At 45.0% G+C, this 15,503-nt stretch carries 12 protein-coding genes and 1 riboswitch; of the genes, 7 read left to right on the top strand and 5 right to left on the bottom strand.

Annotation, left to right across the window (positions count from 1 at the left end; all coding sequences use genetic code 11):
• Positions 1-125: 125 nt before the first annotated feature.
• A riboswitch (molybdenum cofactor riboswitch) is annotated at positions 126-246 on the bottom strand.
• Positions 247-468: 222 nt separating this feature from the next.
• Both tsaA and AC15IQ_RS11465 read left to right on the top strand, forming a co-directional pair.
• Positions 469-1,254, top strand: a complete 786-nt coding sequence (gene tsaA, locus AC15IQ_RS11470; RefSeq protein ID WP_483179289.1) for a tRNA (N6-threonylcarbamoyladenosine(37)-N6)-methyltransferase TrmO — start codon at positions 469-471, stop codon at positions 1,252-1,254.
• A 142-nt stretch (positions 1,255-1,396) separates the two neighbouring features.
• Positions 1,397-2,296: a Gmad2 immunoglobulin-like domain-containing protein gene (locus AC15IQ_RS11465; RefSeq protein ID WP_483179288.1), complete on the top strand. Its 900-nt coding sequence runs from the start codon at positions 1,397-1,399 to the stop codon at positions 2,294-2,296.
• Between the two features lie 141 nt (positions 2,297-2,437).
• Here AC15IQ_RS11465 and AC15IQ_RS11460 read toward each other — a convergent pair whose 3' ends face one another.
• The 4 genes from AC15IQ_RS11460 to AC15IQ_RS11445 all read right to left on the bottom strand — a co-directional run bounded on the left by AC15IQ_RS11460 (position 2,438) and on the right by AC15IQ_RS11445 (position 6,465).
• Positions 2,438-2,977, bottom strand: coding sequence for a CBO0543 family protein (locus AC15IQ_RS11460; protein ID WP_483179287.1), 540 nt, complete (start codon positions 2,975-2,977; stop codon positions 2,438-2,440).
• A 644-nt stretch (positions 2,978-3,621) separates the two neighbouring features.
• The gene (locus AC15IQ_RS11455) at positions 3,622-4,662 is read right to left on the bottom strand and encodes a PAS domain-containing protein (protein WP_483179286.1); all 1,041 of its coding nucleotides are present in this window, start codon (positions 4,660-4,662) and stop codon (positions 3,622-3,624) included.
• Between the two features lie 956 nt (positions 4,663-5,618).
• Positions 5,619-5,909: a rhodanese-like domain-containing protein gene (locus AC15IQ_RS11450; protein ID WP_483179284.1), complete on the bottom strand. Its 291-nt coding sequence runs from the start codon at positions 5,907-5,909 to the stop codon at positions 5,619-5,621.
• The gene (locus AC15IQ_RS11445; protein WP_483179283.1) at positions 5,881-6,465 is read right to left on the bottom strand and encodes an MBL fold metallo-hydrolase; all 585 of its coding nucleotides are present in this window, start codon (positions 6,463-6,465) and stop codon (positions 5,881-5,883) included. The genes AC15IQ_RS11450 and AC15IQ_RS11445 overlap by 29 nt, the downstream gene beginning before the upstream one ends.
• 973 nt (positions 6,466-7,438) lie before the next feature.
• On the opposite strand from AC15IQ_RS11445, the gene AC15IQ_RS11440 reads away from it, so the two are divergent.
• Together AC15IQ_RS11440 and AC15IQ_RS11435 are read left to right on the top strand one after the other, a co-directional pair.
• Positions 7,439-10,300 carry an RHS repeat-associated core domain-containing protein gene (locus AC15IQ_RS11440; protein WP_483179281.1) on the top strand — a complete coding sequence of 954 codons (2,862 nt, stop codon included), beginning with the start codon at positions 7,439-7,441 and terminating at the stop codon, positions 10,298-10,300.
• 35 nt (positions 10,301-10,335) lie between these two features.
• Positions 10,336-11,049 carry a hypothetical protein gene (locus AC15IQ_RS11435; RefSeq protein WP_483179279.1) on the top strand — a complete coding sequence of 238 codons (714 nt, stop codon included), beginning with the start codon at positions 10,336-10,338 and terminating at the stop codon, positions 11,047-11,049.
• Here the strand turns inward: AC15IQ_RS11435 and AC15IQ_RS11430 are convergent.
• A complete protein-coding gene (locus AC15IQ_RS11430) occupies positions 10,964-12,604 on the bottom strand; it encodes a transposase (protein ID WP_483179010.1) in 1,641 nt (546 codons plus the stop codon). The genes AC15IQ_RS11435 and AC15IQ_RS11430 overlap by 86 nt on opposite strands.
• A 243-nt stretch (positions 12,605-12,847) precedes the next feature.
• Here AC15IQ_RS11430 and AC15IQ_RS11425 point away from each other — a divergent pair, with 243 nt between their 5' ends.
• From AC15IQ_RS11425 to AC15IQ_RS11415, 3 genes are all read left to right on the top strand, one after another.
• On the top strand, positions 12,848-13,708 hold the full coding sequence (locus AC15IQ_RS11425) for an RHS repeat domain-containing protein (protein ID WP_483179278.1): 861 nt from the start codon (positions 12,848-12,850) through the stop codon (positions 13,706-13,708).
• 89 nt (positions 13,709-13,797) lie between these two features.
• Positions 13,798-14,754, top strand: a complete 957-nt coding sequence (locus tag AC15IQ_RS11420) for an RHS repeat-associated core domain-containing protein (RefSeq protein ID WP_483179276.1) — start codon at positions 13,798-13,800, stop codon at positions 14,752-14,754.
• The gene (locus tag AC15IQ_RS11415) at positions 14,687-15,412 is read left to right on the top strand and encodes a hypothetical protein (RefSeq protein WP_483179274.1); all 726 of its coding nucleotides are present in this window, start codon (positions 14,687-14,689) and stop codon (positions 15,410-15,412) included. The genes AC15IQ_RS11420 and AC15IQ_RS11415 overlap by 68 nt, the downstream gene beginning before the upstream one ends.
• Positions 15,413-15,503 lie beyond the last annotated feature (91 nt).

Genomic DNA, 15,503 nt, shown 5'->3' with positions numbered 1-15,503 from the left:
AAGCAGATAGCCCTGGAAGAAGTCGATCCGGTTTAGTTCATACCTAAGCATTAATGCTCAAGCACGAAAAAATCCTGGCCAGGCCAGGAGAATTTGTAACACCGGTAACAGCAGCACCACCACTGCCGTTGCTTACCTGCTCTCCTTTCCTAAGCATGGGAGGCCAACCCGTTTCCGGGATGACCCATCGGCTGAATGCCATGGCCGTAAGGTTTTAGGCAGTGCAGCTCGGAGAAAATATATGGTTTTTCAATACTTATAATCTAATTCGCCATAAACTGCAGATATCCTGCAAAGAATTCGCTAAATGCCGCGGATAGTGGTGCTTTTAAAAAGGTAAATAATGCTACACCCGCCGGGTAGACTCGGATTGATTAAATATGTGACTATTATAGTCCATTCTGGGAAATTAGGTATAATGAAGAGACAAACATCAGACCCGAGATATTGAAGCAGGAGGTGCTGAAGTTGATTAATATCGAACCTATTGGTGTAGTTCACACCGAATTCAAAAACCCTCATGAGGTTAAGGTTAGTCGGCAGGGAGCTGTAATCGAGATATACCCCCAGTACAGTCCGGCATTGCATCGGTTAGGAGAACATTCTCATATTTGGGTACTGGGATGGTTTCATCAATCAGTGCGCAATGTTCTGCGGGTCAACCCCAGAATTAACCCTGATCTGCCTGAGTATGGGGTGTTCGGGCTGAGATCACCGATCCGACCGAATCCTATAGGACTCACCTGCACCAGGCTGGATGCCATCAAAGACAACCTGCTCTATGTACAGAGGCTGGACTTTATAGACGGCACCCCTATTATCGATATCAAACCGTATTACGAACAGGATATCATCTTCTCTCCCCGCACACCTTACATCAAGCCCAGGGAAGAGGCCATGCTAGAGGAGATCATGATCAAAGAGGCTCTATATCACCATCAGGAGCAGTGCCCGGATATGCTCCTGGGAGTTAAGATGTGCCTGGCGGCGGAACGGGAACTGGGTCAGCTGACACAACCTGACGTAAAGGTCTGGGTAACCGGTGCTCCCTGCCTGGCTGATGTGGTGCAGGGCCTGACCAGGGCACGGCTGTCCTACCCGCGGCGTTTTCATTATCAGGAAAGCGACCGGACCACTGAAACCCGCTGGACCAAGGGCTCCACTTCGTTAGTGGTAAAGATCAAACCGGGCCTCGATTTAACGGCCGTCAAAGACCAGCCCCTGGCACAGTTGTTGGACATTGAGACCCACTAAGATAAAGGTGCGGTGTTGCTGAGTCCAGATGTTGTGCGTAGCCATGCACAGCAGAATTCGATACTGCCGAACAGAGTGAGTGGGGAAGCCATACTGTAAGCAGCACTGCTTTGCTTCGTATTCAGGATAAGGAGGTTAGAAGATGAGTAATTATAAATCATGCTCCAAACGGAATGAGCCAGTTGGCAAGGCAAGATGGGCAGCGTCTCTAAGGATCGGCCTGGTACTGCTGTTGGTGCTGTTGTTGGCTGCTGTGGCAGGGTGTTTTAAGCAATCCCCGGCTCCTCAAGCACAACCTCAAGAGCCAGTGCCGCCAGAGACAATGGATGTTGCGGTCTATTATGTGAAAAGCACCGATGACAATATGTTCTTGGTACGTGAAGTTCACCAGGTGCCGAAAAGCGAAGGAGTTGCCGCAGCGGCCCTAAACGAACTTATCAATGGGACCCCGCAGACTTCCGGAGCTTTCAAAGTGCTTCCCGCCGACACCAGAGTATTAGGGATTAAAATTGAGCAGGGAGTTGCTACGATCGACTTCTCGCCTGAAGTTTTGCATGCCAATGTAGGGGCCAGCGGAGAAGCCCTGGGCATTTCCAGTATTGTCAACACCCTGACCGAATTCCCAACTATTGAAGAGGTGCAGTTCACCGTGGAAGGACAGGTGGACAAGGCCATTGACTGGTGGGGACATGTGGGTCTGCACGATCAGCCCTTCAAGCGTGATCTCAACTCGGTGTATGAACCAATCATCTGGGTTACCGCCCCCACCCCAGGCCAATCTGTAAACAGTCCGATCAAGATCAAAGGCACTGCCATGGTATTCGAAGCTACAGTAAGCTATCGCCTGAAAGATGCCAGCGGCAATGTACTTGCCGAGGGCTACACCACGGCTTCGACGGGAGCTCCGGAACGGGGCGACTTTGCCGCCGAGCTGGTTTTCACCCCGGGGCAGCCGGGCAGCGGGCAACTGGAGGTATTTGAGGTCAGTATGAAAGATGGCAGCGATATCAACAAGGTGATCATTCCGGTAGAATTGCCTTAACCATTTGCACATGGTTTGGCTGACAGCCTATGTGTTGGCTGCAGTCAAACCATGTACCAGTACCAGCTTATAATTACGCTATACGAAGAGCAACAGAGACAGCTAAACAGATAGAACAAGGCCTATTTTATTAGCATCGGCTCATTTCATGCTGCTGAAGGGAACATCAAAATAGGTAAGCAGGAATGCGGCGAAAATGACAGAAAGGCCTATAGCCAATAGCGGCCGTTTGTAATGCAGCCACATCGTGGGGAACATTACGAAATTGAACAAGACCGACCACCAGATAGTCCAGCCATGATTATAGGAAAAAAGGCCCAGTCTATACGAAAGCCATTCAACTGATGTCAAGCATGCTATCCATCCCAGCGTATATAGAGGTATTAACACTCTACGTCCCTCCATCAACCTGGTAAAGCCGGTCAGAAAAAGCAAAGTCATGGCGGGCATGCCTATCAGGTTAATAAAGATATCGCTGCCGGTGGTTTTGAGCAACGGAGATTCATATTCCCATAACGGATAATTATAGCACAGTAGATTGTAAATGAAATTGACCAGGCTGATAAACAGTAAGGTGGGATAATACTGCTCCCAATGCCTCCAATCGCCGAATCTCCAGGCAGCCATAACCAGGATAAGTGTTATGATTATTTGGAAATCCAATAACAGTAACCACTGCATGCTTTGATCCTCTCGCAGTAAGCAAATTCTAATATATCTTTTCCCAAATAAGGTTATTTAGCCCGAGGTTATACTGAAGGTGAACATTAGTACCAGATGATGACTGGCCGCTATAGCCTGGAAGCCTTGCATGTAGAAGGCATTTTCACACCGGGACTCTTGCGAAACCAATGAGAGCGTCTGGTAGTAATATTCTTTGCTGTGCCTGGTGTTTTGCAGGTCAGTCTGCCTGATCGTTTACCGTTTCCTGCACAATTGGCAATCCAGGAAATGTGTGAGGGCGATATAGAAAGCCTGATAAAAAGAGGGTGCTGCTATTTAAGAGGGGCTGAGACTGGGAAATATTGCTGCAAACACTTGATAGTCATATTACTAATTGGTGCGCTTGATTACCCTTAAATAGCAGCTTGCAAATGTGTATGACAATAAGGAGTTAATGTTATCTCCCTAAATACAAGCATTTATCGTGCCAACTTTAAATAAAGACGAAGAAAGATCTCAAACCCGCTAATACTGGGTGTGCTTATCACTCATGCATTCGCTCGTTTGTTTAAGGCAACAGAAAATAATACAAAAATGAATTATTAATCAAGAAAGTGATGCAAGCCTGAATCATTTTATCTGCCGAGTAATTATAACCGCAATCAAACCTTACGGGTGTTAGCCTTGGATGCACTGCCGCTCTCTGCTATATTCCGCAATCGAAGTTCTTCTTCATACTGCTTGCGCAGGGTGATGTCCTTATTGACTTCAATAATACAAACCGGGTCTCCGTTTTCGTTCTGTAATAGCACCTGGCGGCTGCAAACTATAAGCTTTACTCCTGATCTGTTAATATGAGTCAGTTCATTTTCCCAATACCCGGACTGAATCAAAGCCTTATGGGTGTCTGCCATCGAATCGGGGAACTGCGTTTGCAACAGGCTGTGAGTGATCTGCCCGATGGCCTCATCTGCGGTCCATCCGTACAACTTCTCGCAGCCCTTATTCCAATGGACAATATGACTGTCCAGATCGCGAATTATTATGGCATCATGAGAAAAATCCATAAGTGCAGTATGTTGCCGCAGCCGTTGTTCAAGCTGCTTGTAATCAGTAATATCCAGAGCCACTCCGTAGATACCAATCAGCTTATCAGCCTGATCGTAAACCGGATGAATGGTCAGATCATAGCAGATGATTTCCCCATTGACGGTCAGGCTCACCTGGTGCCGTGCACCAGTGCCACTCTCCATCACCTGGTGTTTTATCTCAGATAGGTGATTTGCTTCCTCACGGTAAAAAATGGCGTCATCTTTGCGGCCTATGAAATGATTGCTGCTAAGTCCACGGGGAGGATTAAAAATCCAGTTATAGTGAAGCTCTTGGTCTTGATTGAAGAACACCACGGAAGTATTGGCTATGACTAAACCAAAACGCTCCTGCCAGAGTCTCAGTCTATTATTGCTCTCGTTCAACTCGGCCGTTAGCTTCCGCACTTTTTGCTCTAATTTGTCCAAGTACAACACAAGTGCCGATTCCGGCAACAAAGCGGTGCTCTGGGCAGTGGTCTCAGCATCATTGCATGAGATGCCTGTCGCATCATGTTCTCTTTCGGCCTTATTACAACCGCCCGGTTTACTGACTGACCCTACGATCAAATCAGCTTGACTTAGCAGAAAATCGCTCATGATAACTCCCTTCATAATGGTTCAATACCGGCCATGGCGGGGTTTGCAGCTGGTTTGACGATATAGCTTATTAAGGAGTAAATGTTGGTCACTACAAGTCTCAATCATTGATATTGCATTTATCATGCCAAAAGCGCATATGCCCTTAAATATTTTCCTTAAGCACTGCCATTGCTGTGTTTTGTTAACCGGTTACGAAGTGCTGGGAATGATGCAAAACGAGCACATGATGCAAATATGAATTATTTTGTGAGTTGGGTGAATCATTATGGAATATGTATTCTGCATCGTAGCGGTATGAATCCCTACATATAAGGGCTTCCTTGTTTGGTTGCAATAATTCAGTCATCAATCATTGAGAGGGTGATCTGATCCGGCTGCTAGAAGTAAAGCCTGTTGAATGGTCTTTTGCGGCTGCCGGGGCTGGCCAGTTGCAATAGGCCTGCAATTGCATCGGCAGATGCCCGGTGGGGGAATGTGTCATGACCTCAGGTTTCGCACTACCCGACAAAGTAATGTTTGTCATTCCCAGTGACGGCAAGTAAAATACCAGTTTGATTACAGCCAGAGAAAGGACAGGAAGCTGTTCGATGCGCCAGGCAGGAGTACGGCGGGGAATTCATATTTCTGTAGGCTAACACTGAGGTCATTGCTAATGCGGCCAGATTCGGCATCGGAGCCGACCGCGCCGTTAACTATCAGGCTGAGGAGCGCAGGCACCGCGTTGAATCACCAGGTGGTCAGTAATGTGCTGGGAGCTGTTTGACAGGGAGCAGAGCAGATTCTAATAGATAATTATCAGAACCCGAAGTGCCTCCCCCTGCCTCAAGGAACCAAAATGAGTTGAATTAACCGTCTTGCCTGGCGCTACATCAGCGGTGTTTAATGGTGATTCACCGATGCCAATCCCGCCCAGCCACTATTGCCACGGTCAGCTAATTGAAAAATTGTATATTCCCATATTGGCCTTCTTACCCGAGCGGGCAGCCCGCCCTTTGCCAGGCTGAGGTGCCGCCGATCACATTGATGGCATACTTGCTTCCGCTCAAATTCATCATCAAGCTGGCGGCCAACAAAGATCGGTTGCCGGAATTGCATATGAAGGCAGCGGGCTTGTCACCGATAAATTCCTGGTAGCGGTGTCTGACATCCGGAGCCGGGCAATGAATAGATCCTGCAATATGCATTTCATCATATTCGCTCTTGAGGCGGGTATCAATCAGTAAAACTTTTTTATTGTCCCAGAGTTCTTTTAATTCCATGATGGAAATGCTTTTCAAGTAGCTGGCCCGCATCCCCGACCAAAAGGGTGTCGCCACTGAACAGCAGCGCCGGAATTTTACCTCTTTCCAGATCGGAGACGATGAAGACCGAGCCTTCGGGCGTATGACCTGGAGTATCCAGCATCTTGAATAATAGCGTATCAATGCGAAATTCTTCTTCATCGCCTACCGGGTAATGCTCAAACTCCGCCCTGGCTTGCGCTGAAATATAGATTTTGGCTCCAGTCCTTCTGGCGAGTTCCACATGGCCGGAAATGAAATCGGCATGCAGATGGGTTTCGATGATAGCGGTAATAGGCAGCTTGAGGCTTTCGGCGATTTGGATATAACGGTCAACGGAACGGGAAGGGTCGACTACGACGCATTCATTCTTACCGCCAATAACGTAAGAACAATGTGCAAGTCCCGGCGTGTAAACCTGTCTGAATTCCATGGTTACCACTCCTTTCCATTCTGGTAAGGGAACTGCCCGGTAAACTCGCATAAGCGATTTTAGACCGTTGAGAGCAGGCTCCAGGCAACGGGGAATAGTCATTACATCACCCTACTTTTCAGCAGAGGGTGATGAATGTATTGAAATGCTATTCAACTCATTACGAACGATCTCCTGCAGGAAAGCAAAGGGACAGTATTTCTCTGTGCTTCATGCTCAGAAAATAAACGACCGCCTTTTGAGTAAGGCGGCCTAAGACGGTCTAAGGACCTACCGCCGTGTCAAAAGCGGCAACTCCTTTTATGAGTATATGATAGCAATAAGAAATATATTAGTCAAAGCCCCGCTTTGGCGGGGTTTTTGTATGATCATTTTAATAAAGGCGGGATATGATACTCAAAAACCAAAAAAGCTAGGCGATTATAGAATCAGCATATCAATCATTATCCTATTTTGTTCTGCTTCGGTCTTATAGGTTCTACGTACTGGGGAGCGGCAAGTTTCCTGACCCAAGAAATTGCCCATGAGACAGCCAGGAAATACACAGTCACAGAAAACAAAGAAAGGGCCGAAGAGTTCGGTGAAACAAGCAATAAAAGAAAAGGTATGTGTTCCTGACCCAAAGGGTACAACATCTGCATTCATGTATTATACTAAAATGTATAAGAGTGGAAAACCGTATACTTTAGAAGTTCTTTACGATGAAGCAAGCAACACGATATTGCACTTTATGTATTACTAAATGGAAAACAGTTCTGAGGAGGTATCTTCTATTACTCCAAAACAAAAAATATACTACCTACTTACAGAGTACCTAGCAGGACAATATAAAACTGACACTTTTTGTGATGAATTTAATCAAATGTATACATTTGAATTGCGTTGTGATAATTCTTTAAGTAGCAAGGAACATGAATTATTTTGGGAACTCTTAGTAATAACGTCCAGATTTTCCCCGTTCGCGGATGATTTAACAAAGTCAAGAGTGTATTACAGTGAAGAGGAAGTACAATCAAAGGCATATGAAGTATACAATAAATTAGGGTGAACGGGGGGACGGGTCTCTCGTTCACTTTTGCCCGGCGGCGGAAGCAGCGTGACCGAGCTGAGCTACAGCGATGCCTCGGGCACCAAAGCCTATCCTACCGCGATTACTCAGCACTATACTGAAAACGGCGAAGCAAAGACCGCGGTATCCCACAAAAGCTATGATTACCTGTGGGGAACGGTGGCCAGCGAAACCGACGCGGCTAATAACACGGTTACCTACAGCTATGACAGTATGGGAAGAGTGGAATCCATCGTCTATCCCCCTTCCACCGGTATAAACGGCAGCTATATGACAGAAGACCATTTCAGCTACAGTTATCCACTGCTTGATGGCATACGAGTCTTGCAGGTGCACCAGGAAAAATGGCGGGACGAAACCCCGATTGCCATAAAAGACAGCTACTACGACAGCCACGGTAATCTAATTAAAGATGCGGTTTGGGACAACGACAAGAGTCAATGGCTGGAAAGCAGCTATCAATACAACGCTTACGGCCAGCTCTTAAGCTACACAGATCCCGGCAGCAACCAGACCGATTATCAATACGACGAAATGAACCGCATCAAAGAGGTTCAAGACGCTTTAGGCAATCAGCAGCATTTTGAATACGATATAGTTGGCCGAAGCAAAACCACTTACCTGATACCGGATGGCGGCACTCGTCAAAACGACTATACCGAGACCAGCGACCAATGGGGCCAGATCATATCCAGGATGGCCTATCCGGAAGGATATGAAGATCCCGATGTGGTAGAAGAAACCTATGAGTATGATTTGGCCGGCAATATGATCAGCCGCATTGATCCGGAAGAGCATAGCACCCATTACGAATATGACCCGTTAAACCGCTTGATCAGCGTCACCAACGCATTAAATGAAACCACTGACTATGAATATGACCGCCTGGGCGGCTTAAACAGCCAGACTCAATATGAAGGCGGCACAGAATTCGTTACCAGCAAAGGCTATGACGAAAGAGGGATTCTAACCTCCAAAAGCGATCCTCTGGGATTTACCTATAGCTATCAATACAACCCTCGGGGATTAATGTCCCAGCAAGAAGACCCCGAAGAACAGCTCTTTGCCTACCAGTACTATGACGACAGCCAGCTCAGTCAAGCCAGCGTCAATAACAAGAGCATCAATTACTACTACCACCCCTTGGGCGGCATCGAAAGATACACCGTAACCGGCGGCGGAAACGGCATAGACTACAGCTACTCCAGCATTGGACTTACTGTGCAAAGAACCGTTAATGCTCTGCCGGTAAGCTTCGAGTATGATCTCAACGGCAACTGCATCAATATGACCGGCCCCTTTGGTTTGAGCCTGGATTATGAGATCGACAGCTTAAACCGGCCCGAGAGCATAACCGCCGGTACTAAAACCTTTGCCTACGAATACAACGGCGACGGCACCATCAAAAAGCTCACCTACGCCAACGGGATTACCACCGACTACAGCTATGACAATATGAAACGGCTCATAAGCCTGGTAAATATAAAAGGCAGCACTACGCTATCATCCTTCAGCTATGAGTATGATAAGAATGGGAATATAACCAGCGTTACCGATGAGGTAACTAGCACCACCACCAGCTACGAATATGATGACATCAACCGCCTGGTAAGAACCACCAGGCCGGACGCCAGCCAGATCAATTACAGCTACGACAGCCGGGGCAACCGCACCGAGATGACCGGCAGCACAATTACTCGTGAAGACTTCAGCCCCGGAACATTCACCTACAACGAGTGGGGAGAGGCAGAAAGTTATACTACCCCTGAAGGAGTAACAACCAGCTATGAATACGACGCCGAAGGTTTAAGGACCAAGAAGATAACCAACAATGGAACTACCCGATATTATTGTGACAACGCCGGACGAGTCATAGCCGAAGCCGACGGCAGTAACCAGGTCACCGCGGAGATCATCTGGGGCAACAAACCATTAGCCAGAAAGGTAGGCAGCAATTATTACTACTACCTCTACAACGGCCACGGAGATGTGATTGCCTTAACCGATGAATCCGGTAACATAGTAAACAGCTACGGTTACGACGAGTGGGGCAATGTCACCAGCGAAAGCGAGCAAATATCAAACCCCATCCGCTATTCGGGAGAATACTACGACAATGAGAGCGGACTGTATTATCTCAGAGCCAGATACTACGACCCACTTTTAGGCAGATTCATTTCCAAAGACAGTGTGGAAGGGGATATTACCAACCCGCTGAGTTTGAATTTGTATACGTATGTGGAGAATAATCCATTAATATATATTGACCCAAGCGGACTGTCTGCAGCTACTGCTGAATGGAGCGCTAATCAATATGACTATTTAACTAGATTGCTATCTAGTTCCGATCCTGGAGTTGTAGCCTGGGCAGATGCGCAACTCAAAGCTAATAACTGTTATGAAGATGAATATGGTGTTATTTTTACAAATGATCAAGTGCTCAGGGCAAGGCATCCGGAATGGTACTCAGGAACGTTACAAATTGGAATAGGAGGTTCTCTTGGCATGGGTATAGGAGGCCAAGCGGAAGTTGGATTGAATTTTAGTCATGAGGGCGTTTCAGCATATTCCTCCGTAAGTGGATTAGCAACAACCCCTGCTGGTGGATTAGGAGGGTCAATAATGTGGACTGATGCTGATAATTACCAGGATATTAATGGGCCAAGTACCATAGCCGGAGGAGGATATGGCCCATTTAGCGCTGGAAGGGTATTTGGAGACAATTATTCTGGCGGCAATATTCAAATACTAAAATATACTGATCTAAGCCCAGTTAGTCCATCTGTATACACTGGTAAGAGTTACACTATTCAAACACAAGCTTGGAACCCAATCAAAACGATAAAGAATATATTAAGTAAGTTTTAATATTTGATAGATTGGAGGAGGTAAATCTGAAAGACTTGGAAGTAATAGTGTCCATAAATCCAGATGAATGTCTTAAGGCCATAAAGTCAAATTTACCTGATTATTATGAAATATCTGAATCTTTTATGCCCCCGAAATACAGTTATAAAGCAACTAATGGTGGTGCATTAATTATTGGCAGAGGTTTTGGGTATCCAGAGATTTCGTTAAAGGTTGTATTTGATACATATGGGGTAAATAAAACTAAGATCGACGCCAAATTTTCAAAGAACATTGTTTTGAGAGCCTTTATTTGGATATTAAGTATGGTATTATTTTTTTTCTCTTTGCTTTATATTCTCGGAATAATCTTGGGCGACATACCCTTGGATCAATCACCGATACTAACCTGGATTTTACCAACTTTAGTATTATTGGTTTCAATATCTTATATCTCGTATACAGAAATAATTAGGAGACAAGAAATAAAGAAAATTAAGGATTTATTCCTAAATATCTTTTTGAAATGGACAGAATCTGAGGTTGATTCCACTGCAAAAACAGGTTGTTTAACCCCTATGGGGGTTTTCAATAGTAAAAATTGTCTTGAGCAGATAGCTCAAAAAGTTCTTTTTCAACTGAAGATCGCTAATTTAGACCTCCATTACTATGGTTTTGTGTTCGTTAACCTAAATTTGGGCATAATATCCCTGCTTTTGGCCTTTTCGGCTTCCTTAGCTTGCCCAGAGCCATCCGGGAAAACTGCTTAATATTTCGGGCTATAATTTTGTAAGCAGTGACCAAGTAAGTTTTTAGCACGCCACGTGTGTAAAGGTTATTCAGATCTTCCCCTCTTTTTAGAGCGGAGTTGGTTGCTTCGATTCCAGCACGATAACTGGTGTTTTCACGTCTGACCGCAATATTGTGTATTTGATCTCTAACCCGGTCAGCCTGGATGGTTTTTAAACTAACCCGTAATATCCGGTCTTTCTTCTGGGTCTTTACTGGACATATATCAAAATTCGGGCATCCTTGGCAATCCTCGTGTTTGAAGTGGCAACTGCTAGTCTTGGAACCGGGATTGAAATCGCTTCTAAATGGGATCTTGCCCTGGGGACAACTGATTATTTTCATATCATCATCAAACTTAAAACTGGTTGTGGAAAGTTTATCTGATGGAGCCTTACGTCCGGTCATATCTGTATAGTGTAGGTTAACCTCTAGCTCATCTGCCATTTCTATGACCTCTTGGCCGTAGTAACCTCCATCTAAGTAGATGTCCTTTACATCCGTCCTTTGTTTGATGATGGGTATGCGCTCCTTAGCCATCTCTACATCGCTGATGTTATTGGGTTGTACTGAAAAGTCGGTAATCACCTGAATCGGGTTTTCTTTGCTACTGGTTTCGCTCACGTTTAAAACGTAGCCGCTATGGTTCTTACCCGCTTTGTTACGGAAGGTAGCGTCACTATCATAAGCTGATTGCAGGGAACCGCTTTCAATTTCACTACTGGGCTTGGCGAGCCATATTCCCTTAGATTCATCGAAGGCAGCCTGTTCGCCTAGAAAACGCTTAAGCAGAACCATTTCTCGTTTTGAAGCAAGGTTACGATCCTTATTTGCCAAGTTATCTACCTCTTGCATGAGGTTAAGGACTTTCTGGAACCTGCTTTCCAGTTCCTGATTTCTAGTTCTGTATAGTAAATCAGTTCTGAAGCTATCTCTTAACACTTGTTTGAGATTATCGGAAAGCATGTTAGAAGCAATGCCTCTTACCGCTTGAACCAATACATCCAGGGCTAACGAGAGTCTACCGGCTTTCTTGATATTGGGAGAAATCAAGGTAGAATCCATACGCTGGTCATCGGTTTTTATCCCGGCTTGTTCGATAAAATTCTTGGTTAGGATTTCAAACTGTTGGAAAATCACTTCATCTTGCTCGGGATACTCTAATATGTGCCTATAAACTCTTTCTCTGAATTCGTAAAGGGTACGTTCAGCCAGGTAAACCTCACCCAGGTTTCTTATACCTAGGGCATAATTGACCTGGAAGTTAAAGTAGAACTGCTCGATTAATTCTTGATCAGTATAACCAAACATGTTTTTGATAATCTCTAATGACATCAGTATATTAACTGGAACATTGGGTCTGCCGGTATCAAGACAATACATGGGGGCAAACAGATCTTCGTTGATTTTACAAAAAACATGTTCATAGAAAACTGGTGCCCAGGTTTTGTTTAGTAGTTTGGCTACACTTGGTCTCATGGACTGGTAATGGCTAAAAAGTTCATCTTGATAGTGACTATCGTTTTTACGGAACATACTGCAAAACCACCCTAAAGTTAGTTTATCTTTTATTTGCTTTAAATTTCTAACTATTACTTCGATATTCACAGTGGTTTATCCTGCTGTTTTACAATATTTTTGGGGTTTTTGCAGTGGAATCGAGGTTTAATATTTCTAAGAATTGATAGGCATTACTTATGATGGGTCTAATAAGAATGTGATGGCTTTGATGCATTGTCCACTATCCGGGGTTCAGTTCACCTAAAGGGGGGTATGCTTTTGCGCAGGAGCCAACAGTCTGATGTTCTTTTCGTTGGCTCTTTTTATTACAACCCCCAGGGCCTCATGTCCCAGCAGGAAGACCCCGAAGAACAGCTCTTTGCCTACCAGTACTATGACGACAGCCAGCTCAGTCAAGCCAGCGTCAATAACAAGAGCATCAATTACTACTACCACCCCTTGGGTGGCATCGAAAGATGCACCGTAACCGGAGGCGGAAACGGCATAGACTACAGCTACTCCAGCATCGGACTTACTGTAGAAAGAACCGTTAATGCCCTCCCGGTAACTTTTGACTATGATCTCAACGGCAACTGCATCAATATGACCGGCCCCTTCGGCTTGAGCCTGGATTATGAGATCGACAGCTTAAACCGGCCCGAGAGCATAACCGCCGGTACTAAAACCTTTGCCTACGAATACAACGGCGACGGCACCATCAAAAAGCTTACCTACGCCAACGGCATCATCACCGACTACAGCTATGACAATGCAAGAAGGCTGATAAGACTGGTAAATAAAAAAGGCAGCACTACGCTATCATCCTTCAGCTATGAGTATGACAAGAATGGGAATATAACCAGGGTTACCGATCAAGTCAGCAGCACCACCACCAGCTACGAATATGATGACATCAACCGCCTGGTAAGAACCATCAGGCCGGACACCAGCCAGATCAATTACAGCTACGACAGCCGAGGTAACCGCACCAGTATGACCGGCAGCACCATGACCAGTGAAGACTTCAACCCTGGAAGCTTCACCTACAACGAGTGGGGAGAAGCAGAAAGCTATACTACCCCCAACGGTCCTACTTATACATATGAATACGACGCTGAAGGCTTAAGGACAAGAAGATAACCCTCGATGGCGCCACCCGTTATTATTGCGACAATGCCGGCAGGGTTATTGCTGAAGCTGACGGCAACAACCAGGTCACCGCAGAGATCATGTGGGGCAACAAACCATTAGCCAGGAAAATAGGCAGCAATTATTACTACTACCTCTACAACGGCCACGGAGATGTGATTGCCTTAAGCGATGAATCCGGTAACATAGTAAACAGCTACGATTATGACGAGTGGGGCAACCTCACCAGCGAAAGCGAACAGATAGCCAACCCCATCCGCTATGCCGGAGAATACTACGACAATGAGAGCGGGCTGTATTATCTCAGAGCCAGATACTACGACCCGGTCTTGGGCAGGTTTACTTCCAAAGACAGTGTGGAAGGGGATATTACCAACCCGCTGAGTTTGAATTTGTATACGTATGTGGAGAATAACCCGATAATTTATCTTGATCCGAGCGGACTGTCAGCAGCTACTGCTGAATGGAGCGTTAATCAATATATTTATCTTAATAATCTATTAAACAGTTCCGACCCTGGAGTTGTAGCTTGGGCAGATGCCCAGCTTAAGGCTAATAACTGTTATCAAGATGAATATGGTGTTGTTTTTACAAATGATCAAGTGCTGAGGGCCAGGCATCCGGAATGGTATCAGGGAACTAAAGGTTATGGGATTAATGCACAAATTGCTGCAGGCCCAGCCGTGGGAGTGCAAGTTCAATATGTTAACGATAAAAACGGGGATAATGGTGTTGCATTCAGTGTTATTACCCCGTTTACAGGCGGCGGGACTCCAAGTGCTGGGGTAAGTGTGGTACGTTCAACAACAAATACTAATTCTATTGAAAGCCTAGAAGGATGGACCACAAATTTTGGCGGTTCGGGAACTATAAGTGTCTTTAGTGTTGGAGAAGAGGTGAATATCGGTGATGATTACATCGGTCAAACCACTTCTATTGGGGGGAAAATATCGCCACCTCTTGAAGTTCATGGTAATAGAAGTCACACTTGGATGCCAATCAAATGGAGATGGCCGAGATGGCCATGGCAAAGATGATATGGGAAATAATATTAATATGCAACAACATTATGGCGACATAGAAAAGCACCTGGTCAGGAATGAAACTATCCAATGGGAAGGATTCCCGAATCCTAGTATTCTTTTTAATGTTTGGGACTGTATTTATATCCCTATAGGTTTATTATGCTTATTTCCTCTATTGTTGGAGTTATGGTTAGGAGACATTGATTTAGGTGGATTTATTTTTCTACTGCCTATCATTTACTTTGCATTCGGCAGGTTTATTGTCAAATATTTTAACAAGAAGAACACTAGATATTATATTACCAATAAGCGAATAATCATATTCAACGAAAACGCTGGGGCAATTAAAAATGAATTAGATATTAATAATATATCTAAATTGAAAAAGAGAGTTAGTAGAAATGGCATAGGTAGCATAGAATTCGGCAATATACCATTTTCTCAAGCAACTGGTGGTAATAGTGGAATGGATTTTGTTGCTCACATGAAGATACAAAAGATTTTTGGACGGGATCCATTGCTACATGGCCAAGCGTATGAATGGATACCTGTTTTCTATGATATTGACGATGTGGACTCCGTTTTTGAACTAGTTAATCAAATAAGGAATAAAGCTGCAAATATTGAGAACAGACAAGGCAGGCAGGGGGACGATTATTCAAATAAATAGGCGAATACAGGGCCAACAGAGGGATGTTCTTTTTGTTGGCCCTTTTTATTGGTCTTGATAAAAGTAAGCGTCAAACAGTGAACACCTATAA

Origin of the sequence: Syntrophomonas sp. DTU019, from assembly GCA_913757435.1 — a bacterium.
Lineage (GTDB): Bacteria > Bacillota > Syntrophomonadia > Syntrophomonadales > Syntrophomonadaceae > DTU019.
The sequence above is the reverse complement of the archived record's forward strand: the minus strand, read 5'-3'. Positions and strand labels throughout refer to the sequence as shown.